Genomic DNA, 17,256 nt, shown 5'->3' with positions numbered 1-17,256 from the left:
TAAAAATACATTATTACTATTGCATTTCATTTAACCGTATTTATGACAAATTTCACCATAAAAACGACCATAAATAAAAGACAAAACCACTTACAAAAATATTTAATTATTTTTTTGCTTTTTCTTATTGACAAACAACAAAAAAAGAGATATAATATAAGTAGTATTGCTAATTTTTAATTTGAGATTATGGAAAGGAGATATTAATGCCAAAAACTGTTTTTCGTAAAGGAGAAACTATCGAAGAAACGCTACGTCGTTTTAAAAGAGAAGTTTCTAAATCTGGTGTCTTAGCAGAAGTGCGTCGCAAAGAACATTATATTAAACCAAGCGTACAAAAGAAAAATCGCCAAAAAAATATGCGTAGTAAAAAGCGTTAATGTTTTAATCAATTAAAAGCTACTTGAAATAAGTTGCTTTTTTTTATTTTATATTTTCTTATATTTGCTTAAGTTTTTTTGCAAATGTCTTTTTATTTTATTCGTTCAAATGTTCGCTCAAATCATCAAAAAATAATCTCATTATTAAAAATTACCAAAAAAAACTCAATTGCAACCAAAACTACAACAACCACCCAAACCCCAAATAGGAAATGCTAAATGATCATTAAAATCCACAATCAAACTTCTTTTTGCATCACACCTTTTAAATCTTTATTAATTAAAATGTTTTTACCCATCAAAGAAAAAAAATTAATGCATCTCGTTTTTGTTACCAACGAAAAAATTCAAGAACTTAATTCCTTTTATCGCAAAAAAAATTATCCCACAGATGTTTTGTCTTTTCCTAATGATTTAACTTTTTTTGCAGGCTTAGAAGACAATTCTTTAGGCGATGTTTTTATTTCTTTTTCCAAAGCCCAAGTCCAAGCACAAAAAGCTAAGCACAGTTTAGAACGCGAAATTGCTTTTTTAGCAGTGCATGGTTTTTTGCATCTTAAGGGTTATCAACACCGCACCGAAGAAGAGTTTCAAATAATGCTTGCTTTACAAGAAAAAATTTTACAAAACGTAGGTCTAAATTTAGACAAAACCACATAAAGCAGCAGCCCCAAATCCCATAAAAACCAAACAAAAAGAAACAAACCAAAATAAAAACACCCGTACAAACACCAACAAGGAAAAAGAAAAACAAAAAAATAACTAAGAAATTGAGGACTTACATGGATTTTAAATCTGGTTTTATTGCTATTTTGGGACGCCCAAACGTCGGCAAATCAACTCTTCTAAACGCATTAACCCAACAAAAAGTTGCCATCACAAGCGCCAAACCCCAAACAACACGCCACAAAATTATTGGCATTTGCCACGAACCTAACGCCCAATATATTTTTGTAGACACCCCAGGAATTAACCAATATAAACATTTATTGAACCAAAAAATGAACAACATCGCTTTTCAAAGCATCAAAGACATTGATTTAATTCTCTTTTTAACAGATTCCTTTTATCATCCCAAAGAAGAAACTTTTTTAAAAATGATTTTCCAAACCAAAAAACCAGTTTTTTTAGTCATCAACAAAATTGATCGTTTAAAGAGCAAAAGCCAAATTGATGCTATTATTTTAAGCTATTTAAACCATTTTTCTTTTCAAACAGTAATCCCACTTTCTGCTATCAAAGCCAAAAACACCACTTTTTTAAAAGAAAATATCTATCAAAATATCAAACCAGGGGTCGCTTACTATCCGCAAGACATGATTACTGATCAAAAAAAAGAACTTTGGATAGCAGAAATAATCCGCGAAAAAGTCCTTTATTATGTCCACGAAGAAATCCCTCACGCCTCAGCTGTAATAATTGAAAAAATGGAACAAAAAGACCATTTATTAGAAATTTGGGGCTTGATTTTGGTAGAAAGAAACTCTCAAAAACAAATCTTAATTGGCAAGGCAGGTTCCAAACTCAAACAAATAGGAACACATGTTCGCCAAGACCTCAATTGCCATTTGCAAATCAAAACTCACATTAATTTATGGGTCAAGGTGTATCCTAATTGGCGCAACCAAAAAGATTTATTAAGTCGCTTTGGATATTAAATAATTATAATTGAAAAAACTCAAAAAAACAAAATCAAAAAAAACAACGCAAAAATCAAAACATCAACACCAACAACAAAAAGGAGCTTTGGGATGCAACATTTAGACAAAGTTATTTCATTAGCCAAACAAACAGGATTTGTATTTGCAGGCAGTGAAATTTATGGAGGACTTGCCAATAGTTGGGATTATGGTCCTTTAGGCAGTTTATTAAAAAACAACATTAAAAAAGCTTGGTTGCAAAAATTTGTACAAGAACAACCCAATAATGTTTTGTTAGATGGATCCATTTTACTTAATTCTACCGTATGGAAAGCCTCAGGTCATCTGGATTCTTTTTCGGATCCCCTTACCGAAAATCAAGACACCAACAAGAGATTTCGTGCTGATAAACTCATCGAAAGCCACAATCCACAGTTAGATATTAGCGGTTGGTCCTACGAACAAATGCATGACTATTTAGTCAAAAACCAAGTCTTAGGAACTTCCAACTGGACACCCATCAGACCTTTTAACATGCTTTTTAAAACCCATCAAGGAGTCATTTTGGAAAACTCCAAACCTCTATATTTAAGACCTGAAACAGCACAAGGAATTTTTATCCAATTTAAAAACATTTTAAAAACTACCAGAAAAAAACTTCCCTTTGGAGTCTGCCAAATTGGAAAAGTATTCCGCAACGAAGTGACACCTGGCAACTTTATTTTCCGTACTTGTGAATTTGAACAAATGGAACTAGAATTTTTTTGCCAACCAGGCACCGAAGCCCATTGGTTTAACCACTGGAAAAACTTAATGTATGATTTTTTAATTGCTTTGGGTATGAACCCGCAAAATTTAACATTTAAAGATCACAAAAAAGAAAACCTCAGCCATTATTCACAACAAACTTGCGATATTTTATTCAAATTTCCTTGGGGTTTTGATGAACTTTGGGGGATTGCTTCCAGAACAAACTTCGACTTGAAAACCCACCAACAACACTCCAAAAAAGATCTTACTTATTTTAACGAAACTACCAAACAAAAAATTTTACCCTACGTTATCGAACCTTCTTTAGGAATAGAAAGACTATTTTTTGCTTTTCTAATTAACAATTACCACGAAGAAAGCACCTCCAACGAAACAAGGAAAATCCTTACTTTTCACCCTTTTTTAGCACCTTACAAAGTAGCTGTTTTACCATTAATCAAAAAAACACACAGCGCCAAAGCCCAAGAAATCCACCAGTATTTAGCCAAACATTTTGATGTTTGTTACGATGAGACCCAAAGTATTGGAAAAAGATACCGCAGACAAGATATGATTGGTACTCCTTTTTGTCTCACTGTAGACGACCAAACCCTTACCCAAAACACAGTGACTTTAAGAAACCGTGACACCGCCCAACAACAAACCTTTTTACTAGCAGAAGCCAAACAATACATCCAAGAAAAAAATATTTTAAAATAACGGATCAAAATGCAAGATAACAAACAATTAATTGATCAAATCAATGAAAAAATACCTATCCTTGATTTAGTTCAAGAATTTATACAATTAAAAAAATCAGGCAAAAATTACATGGGGTTGTGCCCTTTTCACGATGAAAAAACGCCTTCTTTTTCTGTGTCTCCTGAAAGAAATATAGGAGTTTGTATGTCTTGTAAAAAAGGAGGTAATCCTGTTTTTTTTTACAAAAGCATCAAAAACATCCCTTTAAATCAAGCCATTTTTGAACTGGCAACCCGCTTGGGCATTGTTACTTCCCTGCCCCAACAAAGCACCCATCAATACCAAAAATTCTACAACATCATGCAAGAAGCAGCAGATTTTTATTCCCATCAATTAAAACACAACAAACAAGTCCTCAATTATTTAGAAAAAAGAGGCTTTGACAATGACATAATAAAACATTTTAAATTAGGTTATGCTCCCAAAGCTTCCCATTTATCACGTTATTTAATGGAAGGTACCAAATTTGACCCTGATGACCTCAAAAAATTAAGTCTCATCAATCAAGACGACAAAACCGGCAACTTTTATGATTTTTTCAAAAACCGACTCATTTTTCCCATTACTAACAAATCAGGCCAAATTGTTGCTTTTTCCAGCCGCAGTCTAGATGATCAAATGCCTAAATATCTCAACAGTCCCGAAACAATAATTTTCAAAAAAGGCGAAACTTTGTATCAATACTACGAAGCCCAAGCTGAAATCAAAAAAAAACAAACAGTCATTTTGCATGAAGGTTTTTTTGATGTTATGGCATCTTTCAAAGCCCAATTCAAAAACGTAGTTGCTACCATGGGAACCAACCTTACTTTGGATCATGCCAAACTATTAAAAAAACTCACCGACAAAATAATTATTGCCTATGACGGCGACAAAGCAGGAAAAACCGCTACTTTAGAAATTGGAACCTTTCTCCAAAAAAACCACTTCAAAGTCCAAATAGTAGATTTTCCCAATAATCTAGACCCCGATGAATACATCAAAACTGAAGGACCCGAAAAATACCAACACCTTATAACTGATAATTTAAAGGATTTTTTAGCTTTGAAAGTGGATTTGATTTGCCAACAAATGGATTCTTACAACCAAGCCAAAACCAAAAAAGAATTACAAGAACTATTCCAATCCTCAAGTTTTGAAATCAAAATGCTTTATCAAGAATACTTACAAAAAACATATCAACTAACAGTTAACCTTAATTCTCAAGTCTCCATTAACAAAGCCCCAAAACCTCCTTACATTGCTCACACCAAACAACAATTAAATGTAACCAAATTTGACATTAAAATAGAAATCATCATAGAATTGCTTTTAAATGCTGCTTTTTTCAAAACCCAAAACCCCAAAACATTTGCCACCATCAAAAAAACCCCCGGTTTTGATGACTTGCAATGCAGTTGTCTGCTAAACTATATTAAAAATTATTACAAGAAAAATCCTAAACAAACTTGTATCCCTTGGGAAGAAATCAAAAACACCAAATTTAAAGAAAATATTGATGATTTATTGACATCTATCGAAAAACATCATTTTTTTAAAATGGAAAAGCGCCCTCTTTTACAAGATAAAGAAGGCAAAATATTTAACAATTATATAAAAGAATTAGAAATCCGCGACAAAATGGAACAAAAACAACAAAAAATAAATGAGTTAAATGATAAATTACTTCCAATAGATAACACTGAAAAAAACAAATTACAAAAAAAGAAAGACAAACTCAAAAAAGAAAGAAGACAATTACAACAACAATTAAGCGAATTAGTAAATGATATATTTTGTTAAAAAACAAATCATCCAAAAAACCAAAATCAAAACAAGTTCATAGCCAAATTTTAATTAAAAAAAGAAAAAAGGGAGTTAATAAATGGAATTCGATAACATAATCAAAACTTTAAATGAGCAAGCTGGAAGCGAACAAAAACTAACATCTCAATTAATTATGTCTTTTTTGCAAAATCAAAACATAAAAATACCATATCAACAAATAGCACAAAACCTAAAAGAACAAGGTATTCAAATTATTTCTTGCGAAACACAAGCAGCTCCATCTCTAAATGAAAACCCCAATCAAAATGATACGCACCCCCAAACAAACACCACCAATGATGATTTTACTGACCTTGATTCCGAATTAACAAATACAAACTTAGAAAACACAGATGACAACAAAGATGAAGACAACACACAAGACTCAGAAGAAGACATCCAAGATTTTGACATTTCTGAAGAGGACTTAATATCAGATGAAAAACTCATAGAATTAGAAGAAGACGAAGATGAAAAAATTTCTAAAGAAGAAATTTCTAAAATCAATTCTGATATTAAAATGGATGACTCAGTTCGCATGTATTTAAAAGAAATTGGTCAAATCCCTTTGCTTTCGCTAGCAGAAGAACAAAAAAAATCCATTTTAGTTTTTTTAGGAAAACAAGCCAAACAAAAGCTTGCCAAGCACAAAACCAAAGAAATTGAATTATCCGAAGAACAACTCCAAGAAGCACATGACCAAATCGAACAAGCAAGGCGCGCCAAAGATATTTTGGTAGAATCCAATTATAGATTAGTAGTTTCCATTGCCAAACGATATATTGGAAGAGGCATTTTGTTTCTTGATTTAATCCAAGAAGGCAACATGGGCTTAATGCGTGCAGTAGATAAATTCGATTATCAAAAAGGATTTAAATTTTCTACCTATGCCACTTGGTGGATTAGACAAGCCATCACAAGAGCGATTGCCGATCAAGCAAGAACTATCCGAATTCCTGTCCACATCGTAGAAACTATTAATAAAATGGCACTTTGCACTCGCAAATTAACTCAAAAACTTAAGAAAAAACCTACAGTTGAAGAGTTAGCCGACAAAATGAATATTTCTGCTGAAAAAATTCGCAGCATCCAATATATTGAAAAAAAACCCATCTCTTTGGAAGCTCCCGCAAGAGAAAACGAAGAAGACGAAACTTCTTTGGGGGATTTTATCTCAGATCCCAACATTTTATCCCCCCACGAATACATGATGAAAGAAGTAACTCAAAAGCTTTTAGATGAAGTCCTAGAAAATACCTTAACTGACCGCGAGGAAAAAGTATTAAAAATGCGCTATGGTCTTTTAGATGGCAAAACCCACACTTTAGAAGAAGTAGGCACTTTATTTGGAGTTACTAGAGAAAGAATCCGCCAAATTGAATCCAAAGCTCTAAGACGACTCAGAACTCCAGCTAAACAAAGCAAATTAAAAAGTTTGTACCACAACCACAAATAAAATGAAACGAATCCTTTTTATTGCATCTCTTACTAAAAATTATGACACCGTTGTAGACATCGGAACAGATCATGGTTTAGTACTCAAAAAGGCTTTTCAACAAGGCTATATCAAACAAGCAATTGCAGCAGATATAAGATTAAAACCTTTATTTCAAGCCCAAAAAAACCTTGCTTGCTATCCAGTTACTTTTTGTTTAAGTAACGGATTCCAAAACATTTGCCAAGATTTTGATCTTGCCCTAATTTGTGGTATGGGAACTTATGCTATTACTAAAATACTTGAAAAAAGTCCTGATAAAAGCAAACATTTTATATTAGGATCACAAAGCAATCAAGATTATCTTCAAGAATGGCTATTAAAAAACGATTTTCAAATTTTAGAAGAATATCATTTATTTGACAAATTTTTTTATCATTTCTTAAAAGTAACTCGCAAAAGCTAATTTTGCTTCCAATTACATATCTATGATTAAACCAAACTATTTTAATAGTTTGGTTTTTTTATTATAAGTTAATAATTGTGCCATTTTATAAACAAAAAAGACCAACAATTAAGCTGGTCTTAAATGTTATATTAAAATATTAAGTTGTCTAAATAAATGAAACAGTTAGAAAAGACCGATAAAAAGCCATATAAATATTTTGTAAAGGTTTTATCATCAAAAAAAGCAAGACAGCAATATATTTATTTTATGTTTCCTTAACAATATATTTTTTATTTATTCAAATGCGCTAAAATAGCTTTTTGAACTTTTTCATAATCTTGAGGAAACATCAAAGAAGCATTATTTTTAAAAACCAAATTAATTTCTTTTTCATCAAAACGAGGAATCAAATGCACATGATAATGAAAAACAGTCTGCCCTGCTACTTTGCCATTATTATTTAATAAATTGATTCCCTGAGCTTGAAAAACATCCATTAATACTTTGCTTATTTGATGTACTACTTTAAACAAATGGGCAAAAACATCTTCGGGCATCATCAAAATATCACGATATTCTTGTTTAGGAACCACCAAAGTGTGTCCTTTGGTCGCTTGGGTAATATCTAAAAAAGCAACTACTAAATTATCCTCATAAAGTAGATAACCAGGAACTTGTTTTTTGATAATTTTAGTAAAAATAGTTGACATAAAAACTCCTTTAAATGTGTTTTTGGATAAATAAACTTGTAATTAAGCACCAATATTATAAATTTATTCCATTTTGCGCACAATATTTTTAAAATTACACTTAGCAATTTGAGGCAAAATCTCTAATCCGTGTTGTTTTACTATCAAATCAATTTGCAAATCTACCAATTTGCCTGCTCCTAATTGCAATTTGGAATTAATTTGCTTAGAAAGTTTTGCTATTTGTGTTAAAAAAAGATATCTAGCAATAACAGAAGCCACAGCAACACTAAAATAAGAACTATCAGCCTTAGTTTCAAAAATAATCTTTGTATAAATCTCATTTTGGGCTTTTTGGTCTTGCAAATAATTAAAATAATTTTTAGGAAAACAAAACTGATCCAAAATGACAGGAACATTTGGAGAAGCTTTTAAAACGGTTTGCTTAATTGCTTCGTTATGCATTAAAGCCTTAATTTTGTTGAGATTACATTGTTTGATTGTTTGATTGTATTCTAAAGGCATCATTATTTTAACAGAATAAATAACTTCTTTCATAATTAAAGGAGCTAGCTGCATTATTTTTTCATCTGAGATTTTTTTGGATTCGGCAATAGTTCCTAATTTTTGCAAAAAAACAATATTTTTAGCAGTCAAGTAAACACAACAAACAATAACAGGACCAAAAACATCTCCTGTACCTACTTCATCAGAACCAATGGATGGAAGATAATAAGTTTTTTTGTTATAAAGTGGCAAAAATGAATTTGTCCTTGCATTGCTTTTAGTTTTTAACGTTGGGACTTGTTTGACTAATGAATGGCTAACTTCTTTTGTTTCGCTATTATCGCTAACTGTTTTCATTTGCAATATTTTTTTAATAAAAGCAACGATAGATAAGGTATTTTTTCCTTGCACTAACAAAGTTCCGTTATTATAAACTGTTATTTTAGCCAAAGATTCATCTATAACAAAAGCAACCGTTTTATTAGGTGATAATTTTAATTGTTTGTAGTAGAATTTTTTAATTGTTGCTACTTGATTGTTGTTCAATTTGAAACTATAATTTAACATCACTTAATACCTCCTTAATATTTCTTGCATTTTGGCAGTTTTTGTTGTCTTTGGTTTTGCAAAAAAGACCAAAATTTGTCATCACTTCTTTTATTATATATCACAATAAACTGAAAAAAGATAAAATAACAAGCTAATATTTGCAATTTATATAAAAAAAATAGAATATTTGAAAAACATTCTAACTTTGAATTGAAAATCATTTTTGCAAAATTATTTTTGATTAAAATTGCTTTTTGAAAGTCTTGCAAGTTGCAACTTAGTTTATTTTTTTAATTACATCTTTTATAAATAGCCAATTTATAAATGGAAAGGGGCAAATATTGTTTTTAAACTTGAGTTTGTTTATGATAAAAGAAACTTTGCAAATGATAAGAGACTTTTTGCAACAAAAATATTGCTCTTCATTATTTATATTTTTTAAAAAAGTTTTGCAATACTGTTTCATATTGATTATTTTCTTTATCTTTATAAAAATTAACATTATTTTCCATCAAGTAAAAAAGCAGTTTTTTGGGAATAAAAATACGAATTTCTTCTTCATTATACCCAATTTAAATTTTTTGATCTTTAATAATGATAGGTCTTTTTAAAATTTCAGGATTTTCAATAATAATTTTTTTGATGTTATCGGTGTTGATAGTTTCCAAATCTATTTGTTTTTCTTTAAAAATTTTGGAACGTTGCGAAATAATATCATCAAACCCATAATCACAATTTTTTAAAATTAAATCCAGATCTTGTGGTTGCATTTTATAATTTAACAAATTCCGCTCTTCATATCTTACCCCATGAGCTTTGAACCATTTTTTAACTTTTTTACAAGAAACACAACTAAAACTCGTATAAACAATTACCATAATTATTTATGTAATTCTCCTTTGATAAAATAAATTAATGAATGAATTTTTGGCGTGCAAAAATGGGATATTCATATATTAAAAATATTATATTTTATTTTTAAAATGTAATAGTGCTATTAAAAATTTTAAATTATAATTAATTTGAGTTATAAAATGTAGAAGGTTTTTTATTTTTAGTTAAATAATGGTTTAATTTTGAAAAATATTTATAATCCTAAGGCAAATCCAAAGGCAAAATGTTTTTTAATGCAACATCTGCATATCCTAAAAGGAAAAACAAAAGGAAAATCAATGCAAGAAAAGAAAAAAGAATAAAAAGGGTAAAAAGTTATTAAAATGGTCCCACAATATTTAAAAAAAAAGACCGTTTTATTTTTTAAAAAAGTTATTTATTGTGGTTCAATAAAAAATTTTAATATTAAAAACGGTGTTAATATAAAAATCGAAATAAATTTGGAATAAAAAAATAATTCGATAAATAATAAAATAAATTTGGTGCACTATTTGCAAAAAAAGATATCATTGTAAAAAATCAAATAGTTTTGCAAATGGTTTTGAAAATGGTTTTTTAAAATAATGGAAATAAGAAAATAATGAAAAAATGCTATAAACTACTTTTAAAATGTCAAAATAATAGGAATAATAATTGGATTTCTTAAAGTAATTCCGTATATTTTAGAGGCAAGATAATCAACGATAATTTTGTTTAAAGTCTCTTTTTGCACTTCATCTTGTTTAATAGCAGTTTCAATACTATTTTTAATATCATAAGAAATTTGTTTAATCATTTCTTGATTATCTTTCATATAAATAAAGCCACGAGAAACAATTGTTGGCAAATTAAGGACTTTTTTTCTTTTTAAATCAATACTCATAACAACAGAAAATAAGCCTTTTTCACTCAGACTACGACGTTCTTTTAGGATGGCATTGCCCACATCGTCTATTCCAGAAGCATCGATAAAGACGTTGCCTACATTCATTTTTTCGGTAATAGCAGCTTTTTCAGGAGCTAAGTTTACCATTTGTCCGTTTTCCAAAATAAAAATATTACTTTCTGGAATGCCACATTCTAGAGCTAAATTTTTGTGTGCAATTAACATGCGATGTTCACCGTGAACTGGAATAAAATATTTAGGCTTGGTAAGCGAAAGCATCAATTTCAGGTCATTTTGGTTACCGTGTCCTGATACGTGAGTGTTAATTAAAGGTCCGTGAGTGATGACATTGACATTTTTTTTGAAAAGTAAATCAAAAATTTTATTAATGTTTTCTTGGTTGCCAGGAATGGGAGAAGAAGAAAAAATGATAGTATCTTTGGGACTTAACTTAATTTGTCTGTGAGTGTTGTTAGCAATTCTGCTTAAAGCTGCTAAGGGCTCTCCTTGTGAGCCGGTGCAAAGCAAGATAATATCGCGATATTTGTGAATGTTATTACTTGTGACAAGGGTGCCTTCAGGAATGTTAAGATAGCCATGTTTTTTGCCAATTTCCAAAGCTTTTTCCATGCTGCGCCCAAACACTGCAACTTTTCTTTTAGTCTGAATAGCAGCTTCTACAATTTGTTTGATGCGGTAAAAATTAGAAGCAAAAGTAACAATAATGATGCGGTCTGCAATATTTACAAAAAGTTCATTAATGGAAGCCCCAATAGTACTTTCGGATTGGACCAACCCAGATTGCTCGGCATTAGTAGAATCAGAAAGCAGGCACAAAACGCCTTCTTGTTTAATCTTGATTAATTTATCATATTGCGCTTCTGGACCTACTGGAGTATAATCAATTTTAAAATCCCCAGTATAAAAAATATTGCCGTATTTGGTGTTAAAAACGATCCCAAAATTGTCAGGAATAGAATGGTTAAGTCTGATGAAAGACACATTTACTTGATGGCTAAATTCGTATTTGGTATCATGGCTGTATTTTTCTATTTTGGGCAGGGCGCCAATTTCTTTATGCTCTGCTAATTTATGTTCTAACAAATAATATGCAATCCCTGAGACAAAAATTTTAGGAATACGCACTTTTTTAAGCAAATAAGGAATGCCTCCAATATGATCTTCATGTCCGTGAGTAACAAAAAGCCCTACAATACGCGATTCGTTTTTCAATAAATAATCATAATCGGGGATGACGTAATTGACTCCTAACAAAAAATCATCTGAAAACAAAATCCCTGAATCTACAATAAAAATTTGCTTGTGAATTTCAAAAACATACATGTTTTTCCCAACTTCGCCAAGCCCTCCCAAAGCAAAGAAAGAAACATCGGAATTATAGTTATTAATCTTTGGGTCTAAATTATTCATAAAAATTATTCTCCTTTAAATCTCATTAAAATCAATAAAAAACTGTTAAAGTTTCCTATTTTAACGATTATTACTACCTATATTATAGTATAATATAAGCAATAATTGTAATTAATTATTGTATAAAATTGATATTTTTAGCAAAAAAGAAATTATAAATTATATTCATAAAGAAAATAGGTAATAAAGTTTATGAAAAAACTAATTTTTTTTGATATTGACGGCACTTTAAGAAGTAATAAAAATAAAGCTATTTTGCCTCAGACAAAAGCGTTAATCAAAGAGCTTTCACAAGATACTAATGTAGTTTTAGGAATTGCTACAGGCAGAAGTTATGCTAGATTAGGAGTTTTAAAAGAATTAAGACCTTTATTTAAATATTTGGTTTTGTGCAACGGCGCTCTTACAATGCAAGCAAAAAAGACGCAAGAAGAAAAAGTCCTTAATGAGGTTTGTTTTGACCAAAAAGATGTTATGCAAGTAAAAAAAGCAGCTGCTACAAATGGAGTTGCTTTAACTCTTTTTACCTTGGACCAAATTTTTGCCATAAATTTACAAAACGACCAAACACTCAACAATATTAGCAGTTTTAAAGGGGAACAAAAACTAGTTCTAAATGATGCTTTTTTTGAGCAACAAAAAGTTTATCAAATGGTATTATTACATGAAAAAGAAAACGATAAAGAAAAGATACAACAATTTTTAAAAAATATGCCCCAATTAAAAGCTTACTTTTGGGATAGTGGTTTTGTTGATATAATGTATCAAAAAATAGACAAATCATACGGAATTAAGCAAATTAAGGATCTTTATCCCAATCATCAATTAATTTGTATGGGAGACGGTCCCAACGACTTTGAAATGCTTAAATTAGCTGATGTGGCAATTACTATGGGAAATACCAAAATAGAAGATTTAAAAAATATTGCTAATTTTGTAAGCCCTCATATTGATGAAGACCGCATGTATGATTTTTTTAAGACTAAAAAAATAATTTAATAGTTTGAAAGAAAAGTTGTAACAATTTGTTGCAGCTTTTTTTGTTGTGTTAATATATAATAAAAGTTAAACCGCTTATTGATGAGATAAGCGGTTTAACTTTTTAATTTATAGTTTTATTTTATATTTATTATGGGGAATAATAAATGGAGCGGGCGATGGGAATCGAACCCACGTCTTTAGCTTGGAAGGCTAAGGTAATGGCCATTATACGACGCCCGCATAAATAGTTAATTAAGGAATGGTCGGGAAGGCAGGATTTGAACCCGCGACCTCCTGGTCCCAAACCAGGCGCTATACCAAGCTAAGCTACTTCCCGTTAATTTCATTTATGATGTTTTAATGGCACACCCAAGAGGATTTGAACCCCTAGCCTTCTGATCCGTAGTCAGATGCTCTATCCAATTGAGCTATGGGTGCTTTTTTATCAAATTGGTGACCCGTACGGGATTTGAACCCGTGAATGCATGCGTGAAAGGCATGTGAGTTAACCGTTTCTCCAACGGGCCTAATATTTTTTATTTATACCTTGGAATAAATCATAAAGCACAAATAAAAATAATATCTTAAAGTGGCATCAAAATAAAATAAGTTATTCAAAAGTTTTTTTAATTTTAACCAATAATTATTATACCAACATTTAGCCAAAAAGTCAAATAATAAAATTGTTTTATGACAAATATTTGCAAAATATGTATTATTGAGATATTTTGGTGTAGAAATACAGTCGTGCAGGAACCCAAAAAATACATTTTGCAAGAATTAAGGAGCAAGAATTAATATTTATACTATTTTTCAATTTTGCAAAAACTATAATAATGGAAAATGGTACTATTTTTGAAATTTAGGTTTTCTAATAATTCCTACTCCAATAGCGCTGTCTCCTACATGACACCCAACAACAGGAGTTAAAGGGATTTGTACTAAATTTTTTAAGCCTAATTGGGTTTCTAAAACTTGTTGAAACTCGTTTTTTAATTCAGGGTGCCCTGTAAAAATTAAATGGATTTGATAATCATGATTTTGGGTATATTCTTTGATTTTAGAAGTTATGGCTAAAAGTGCTTTGTGGGAACTTAAAGTCTTTTTAATTAAGGCAATTTTGCCATCTTGTTGAACTTGCAAAATGGGATTTATTCTCAAAAGGCGCCCCAAAAAACTTTTTACTCCTACTAAACGTCCATTTTTAATTAATTGTGTAAGCTTTTTGGTCATAAAAAAAATGGTATTATTTTCTTTAATGAAATCTAAATGCTTAACAACTTGTTCTAGGGATTTGCCTTCTGCAAATAAACGATAAGCTTCTAGGGCAAAAAAACCTTCACAAAAACAGACAGTTTTAGTGTCATAACAGTGTACCTCAATTTTATCTGATACCATTTTTCCTGCTTGAATAATAGCATTATAAGTGCCGCTTAAAGCAGAAGATAGCGTAGTTACAAAAACTTTTTGATAACCTTGTAAAGCTAACTTTTCAAAATAAACTACCATTTCGCCAACTGATACTTGCGAAGTTTTAGGCATAAAATCAGAGTTGTTTTTAAACATTTGATAAAATTGATCGTATTTCATGGTTTTACCATCAATATATTCTTGATCGTCGATTAAAATTTTGATTCTAAAAATGTCAATATCACAAGAATGCGAGTAATAATCGAGACAACTAGTAGAAGTGGTTGCAACTTTTATTTTCACATCATTCTCCTTTAATTTGCTTTAGGGATGCCAATTATTTGCCATATAAAGGTTTTTGGTAATGAAAAATATTTGGAATATAATTAAAATATCAAAAGAAATTGGTATTAAAAATAGATGTTAGTTGGTTGTAATTAGGGTTTATTTGGGGTGAAGTAGTGCAAAAATGAAAAATACAAAAATAAATTGTCAGATTGGTTAAATTGGAAAAACAAAAGATCAAAAAACAAAAGGAAGGCACAACAACAATAAATTAACTTTTTTATATTGAATTATTGTTTTTTAACAACTTTCTTATTATTTTGTATCTTATTTATTTGTATTTATTATTCGTTTTATTCACTTTTAATACTAATGAAAATAGGAATAACAATAGGTCTTTTTTTAGTTTCTTTGAATAAAAATTTAACTAACGATTCTCTAATATTTTTTTTGAAATCATTCCATTTAAGATACTTTTTTTTCAAAAAAATTTCACTTTTTTCATCAAAAATAGCTTTTAACTTAGGAAAAATATGACTAGTTTCAGAATCTGCCAAAAAGCCTTTACTTACTAATTGTGGAGCACCTACTATTTTTTTGTGTTTAGCATTAACATTGGCAACAACAATTACAACTCCATCCGCTGCTAAAAGTTCACGGTCTTTCATAATAAAATCTTGCCCACCAATAACAGGAGTACCATCAATTAAAATTTCTGTAAGAACGCCAGTATTAGATTCGGCAAAGGCATCTTTTTGTGGGTCACAATGCCAAATACTGCCATTTTCTAACAAGAAAGTTTGGTTGAGTTTGAATCCTAAACTTTGGGCAATTTTTTGCACTTGATATTGATGACGATATTCACCCATAACAGGAATAATGTATTGAGGTTTTAAAAAATTAAGCATCAATTTGAGGGTTTTTTCATAATCATTGGAACAAGCGTCTAAGTCTTTTACCAAAACATGGGCTTGAATATTGTGGCGTGACAAAAGATCTAGGGTTTGAGATTGCATTTTGGCAATTCCTGCCATTTCTTTGGACATTAACAACACTAAATCTTGGGGCGTTAAATGAATTAAAGTGTCTGTTTTTTGACACATTTTTTGCAAATGAAACAAAGATTCAAAATGTTTACCTAGCACAAAGACAACTAATTTTGGATGTTTTTTGGAGTCTTCTAGTGTTTTTAATTCCACTAAATTGAAGGAAGGCACTTTTAAAAAACCTTTTTTCAAAGCAATATCAATAATTTTTTCACTTTTTCTACCTAAAAAAGTTATTTTAAAATTAAGTCTACATGCCAAATCCACTATGGATTGAATTTTTAACAAATCAGGCATCAAAGAAGGAATAACAATAATACCTTTCGATTTAAGCAAGTGATTGCTAAAATAGTTATTCAATTTGTGCTCAAAACTCGATGCATCATTATTATGCGCAGATGTGCTAAAAGCCCCACGACAAGAAGGCAAAAAGGCAAGTACTTTGGGTTGTGTTAATTGAGCTAATCTTGTAAAATTAGTTTGAAAAAATTTATTTTTAGAATGCAATAATTTAAGGTCGCCAGAGTAAACGATGCTACCTCGTTTAGTTTGAAAAACCATTCCCAATGTTTCAGGAATCAATTGCGATGTAGCAAAAAAAGCCACTGCCACATCATCAAAAATAAGTCTTTCATCGCTTTTAACGATTTGTAGATTAAAATTGCGGTAATTAATTTTATGACTTTGAAAATGCGCTTTTAGAACTTGCATCGTAAAATAAGAAGCATAAACAGGGATATCAAAATCTTTCATCAAGTAAGGCAAGGCACCCAAATTGGTTTCAAAAGCTGATGATAAAAAAACGCCTTTAATCTTGTCTTTGATATCTTGTAATTTGTAATAATCAGCAATCATAGAATCGATGCCATAAAGAGCGGTATTGGGATATTTTAGTCCAGCATCAAGTAAAAAATAAGATTCGTTAATTTGCAAGACGTAAAAATTTTTTCCACTTTCGCCCAATCCTCCTAAAGCAAAAAATTTAATGTCATTCACTTGGAACCTCCAGTTTGTAATTTGGAAATTATTCATAATTAAAGATGAAAATAATTTCTTGAAATGTTTTGAAAATTAAAAATTAAAAAAATAAAAATTGGGATTGAATTGGGATTGCAAATCCGGAATTGAGCATTGAAAAATATATTTAGGTTTGGTTTTTGGTTGTTGTTGGCATTGTTGAATTATTTAGTAAATATTTTTTCGTTTTGTCAATTTAGATGTTTTTGCAAAAGCGGGATTGGGATACGATAATGCTGCATTTATTTAATTTATCAATAAAAGACTTGCAAAATGCCCAAAATAAAAATCAAACAGCAATTGCAATTCAATAAATTAAATGCAATAAAAGACTTGCAACAAATGCACGAAAACTTTTAGG

The 17,256-nt window shown here is 30.2% G+C and carries 14 protein-coding genes and 4 tRNA genes; 8 read left to right on the top strand and 10 right to left on the bottom strand.

Annotation, left to right across the window (positions count from 1 at the left end; all coding sequences use genetic code 11):
* Positions 1 to 206 precede the first annotated feature (206 nt).
* The 7 genes from rpsU to BHE82_RS02575 all read left to right on the top strand — a co-directional run bounded on the left by rpsU (position 207) and on the right by BHE82_RS02575 (position 7,239).
* A complete protein-coding gene (gene rpsU / locus BHE82_RS02605; protein WP_071345684.1) occupies positions 207 to 380 on the top strand; it encodes a 30S ribosomal protein S21 in 174 nt (57 codons plus the stop codon).
* Between the two features lie 219 nt (positions 381 to 599).
* Positions 600 to 1,040, top strand: coding sequence for an rRNA maturation RNase YbeY (ybeY, locus tag BHE82_RS02600; RefSeq protein ID WP_084024651.1), 441 nt, complete (start codon positions 600 to 602; stop codon positions 1,038 to 1,040).
* 122 nt (positions 1,041 to 1,162) lie between these two features.
* Positions 1,163 to 2,038 (top strand): GTPase Era, encoded by an 876-nt coding sequence (gene era / locus BHE82_RS02595; RefSeq protein WP_257608401.1) that lies wholly within the window; start codon positions 1,163 to 1,165, stop codon positions 2,036 to 2,038.
* Positions 2,039 to 2,131: 93 nt separating this feature from the next.
* On the top strand, positions 2,132 to 3,490 hold the full coding sequence (locus BHE82_RS02590) for a glycine--tRNA ligase (protein ID WP_071345682.1): 1,359 nt from the start codon (positions 2,132 to 2,134) through the stop codon (positions 3,488 to 3,490).
* A gap of 9 nt (positions 3,491 to 3,499) precedes the next feature.
* On the top strand, positions 3,500 to 5,314 hold the full coding sequence (dnaG, locus tag BHE82_RS02585; protein ID WP_071345681.1) for a DNA primase: 1,815 nt from the start codon (positions 3,500 to 3,502) through the stop codon (positions 5,312 to 5,314).
* Positions 5,315 to 5,396: 82 nt separating this feature from the next.
* Positions 5,397 to 6,794: an RNA polymerase sigma factor RpoD gene (rpoD, locus tag BHE82_RS02580; RefSeq protein WP_071345680.1), complete on the top strand. Its 1,398-nt coding sequence runs from the start codon at positions 5,397 to 5,399 to the stop codon at positions 6,792 to 6,794.
* Between the two features lies 1 nt (position 6,795).
* Positions 6,796 to 7,239, top strand: a complete 444-nt coding sequence (locus BHE82_RS02575; protein WP_071345679.1) for a class I SAM-dependent methyltransferase — start codon at positions 6,796 to 6,798, stop codon at positions 7,237 to 7,239.
* 272 nt (positions 7,240 to 7,511) lie between these two features.
* Here BHE82_RS02575 and BHE82_RS02570 read toward each other — a convergent pair whose 3' ends face one another.
* The 4 genes from BHE82_RS02570 to BHE82_RS02550 all read right to left on the bottom strand — a co-directional run bounded on the left by BHE82_RS02570 (position 7,512) and on the right by BHE82_RS02550 (position 12,156).
* Positions 7,512 to 7,931, bottom strand: coding sequence for an HIT family protein (locus BHE82_RS02570; protein ID WP_034171969.1), 420 nt, complete (start codon positions 7,929 to 7,931; stop codon positions 7,512 to 7,514).
* Positions 7,932 to 7,994: 63 nt separating this feature from the next.
* Entirely contained in the window at positions 7,995 to 8,984 is a 990-nt protein-coding gene (rnhC, locus tag BHE82_RS02565; RefSeq protein WP_257608400.1) for a ribonuclease HIII, read from the bottom strand.
* Between the two features lie 554 nt (positions 8,985 to 9,538).
* On the bottom strand, positions 9,539 to 9,844 hold the full coding sequence (locus tag BHE82_RS03420) for a Spx/MgsR family RNA polymerase-binding regulatory protein (RefSeq protein ID WP_071345676.1): 306 nt from the start codon (positions 9,842 to 9,844) through the stop codon (positions 9,539 to 9,541).
* Positions 9,845 to 10,464: 620 nt separating this feature from the next.
* Positions 10,465 to 12,156 carry a ribonuclease J gene (locus BHE82_RS02550; protein ID WP_071345675.1) on the bottom strand — a complete coding sequence of 564 codons (1,692 nt, stop codon included), beginning with the start codon at positions 12,154 to 12,156 and terminating at the stop codon, positions 10,465 to 10,467.
* A 192-nt stretch (positions 12,157 to 12,348) separates the two neighbouring features.
* Here BHE82_RS02550 and BHE82_RS02545 point away from each other — a divergent pair, with 192 nt between their 5' ends.
* Positions 12,349 to 13,155 carry an HAD-IIB family hydrolase gene (locus BHE82_RS02545; protein WP_071345674.1) on the top strand — a complete coding sequence of 269 codons (807 nt, stop codon included), beginning with the start codon at positions 12,349 to 12,351 and terminating at the stop codon, positions 13,153 to 13,155.
* Between the two features lie 147 nt (positions 13,156 to 13,302).
* On the opposite strand, the gene BHE82_RS02540 is transcribed toward BHE82_RS02545, so the two are convergent.
* The 6 genes from BHE82_RS02540 to BHE82_RS02515 all read right to left on the bottom strand — a co-directional run bounded on the left by BHE82_RS02540 (position 13,303) and on the right by BHE82_RS02515 (position 16,874).
* Positions 13,303 to 13,377 (bottom strand) — tRNA-Gly (locus BHE82_RS02540).
* A 20-nt stretch (positions 13,378 to 13,397) separates the two neighbouring features.
* Positions 13,398 to 13,474: transfer RNA gene (locus BHE82_RS02535), tRNA-Pro, on the bottom strand.
* A 24-nt stretch (positions 13,475 to 13,498) separates the two neighbouring features.
* Positions 13,499 to 13,575 (bottom strand) — tRNA-Arg (locus tag BHE82_RS02530).
* A 13-nt stretch (positions 13,576 to 13,588) separates the two neighbouring features.
* Positions 13,589 to 13,664: transfer RNA gene (locus BHE82_RS02525), tRNA-Glu, on the bottom strand.
* A gap of 322 nt (positions 13,665 to 13,986) precedes the next feature.
* Positions 13,987 to 14,850 (bottom strand): DegV family protein, encoded by an 864-nt coding sequence (locus BHE82_RS02520; protein ID WP_071345673.1) that lies wholly within the window; start codon positions 14,848 to 14,850, stop codon positions 13,987 to 13,989.
* Between the two features lie 335 nt (positions 14,851 to 15,185).
* The gene (locus tag BHE82_RS02515; protein ID WP_257608399.1) at positions 15,186 to 16,874 is read right to left on the bottom strand and encodes a ribonuclease J; all 1,689 of its coding nucleotides are present in this window, start codon (positions 16,872 to 16,874) and stop codon (positions 15,186 to 15,188) included.
* Positions 16,875 to 17,256 lie beyond the last annotated feature (382 nt).

The organism is Rice orange leaf phytoplasma, from assembly GCF_001866375.1.
GTDB classification, from domain to species: Bacteria; Bacillota_I; Bacilli_A; order Acholeplasmatales; family Acholeplasmataceae; genus Phytoplasma; species Phytoplasma asteris.
The sequence above is the reverse complement of the archived record's forward strand: the minus strand, read 5'-3'. Positions and strand labels throughout refer to the sequence as shown.

Excerpts from the sequence above, each read along its gene's own strand:
- era (WP_257608401.1), top strand. The coding sequence starts at position 1,163 with ATGGATTTTAAATCTGGTTTTATTGCTATTTTGGGACGCCCAAACGTC.
- rpoD (WP_071345680.1), top strand. The coding sequence starts at position 5,397 with ATGGAATTCGATAACATAATCAAAACTTTAAATGAGCAAGCTGGAAGC.
- BHE82_RS02545 (WP_071345674.1), top strand. The coding sequence starts at position 12,349 with ATGAAAAAACTAATTTTTTTTGATATTGACGGCACTTTAAGAAGTAAT.
- rnhC (WP_257608400.1), bottom strand. The coding sequence starts at position 8,984 with ATGTTAAATTATAGTTTCAAATTGAACAACAATCAAGTAGCAACAATT.
- ybeY (WP_084024651.1), top strand. The coding sequence starts at position 600 with ATGATCATTAAAATCCACAATCAAACTTCTTTTTGCATCACACCTTTT.
- BHE82_RS03420 (WP_071345676.1), bottom strand. The coding sequence starts at position 9,844 with ATGGTAATTGTTTATACGAGTTTTAGTTGTGTTTCTTGTAAAAAAGTT.
- BHE82_RS02590 (WP_071345682.1), top strand. The coding sequence starts at position 2,132 with ATGCAACATTTAGACAAAGTTATTTCATTAGCCAAACAAACAGGATTT.
- BHE82_RS02570 (WP_034171969.1), bottom strand. The coding sequence starts at position 7,931 with ATGTCAACTATTTTTACTAAAATTATCAAAAAACAAGTTCCTGGTTAT.
- BHE82_RS02575 (WP_071345679.1), top strand. The coding sequence starts at position 6,796 with ATGAAACGAATCCTTTTTATTGCATCTCTTACTAAAAATTATGACACC.
- rpsU (WP_071345684.1), top strand. The coding sequence starts at position 207 with ATGCCAAAAACTGTTTTTCGTAAAGGAGAAACTATCGAAGAAACGCTA.
- BHE82_RS02550 (WP_071345675.1), bottom strand. The coding sequence starts at position 12,156 with ATGAATAATTTAGACCCAAAGATTAATAACTATAATTCCGATGTTTCT.
- dnaG (WP_071345681.1), top strand. The coding sequence starts at position 3,500 with ATGCAAGATAACAAACAATTAATTGATCAAATCAATGAAAAAATACCT.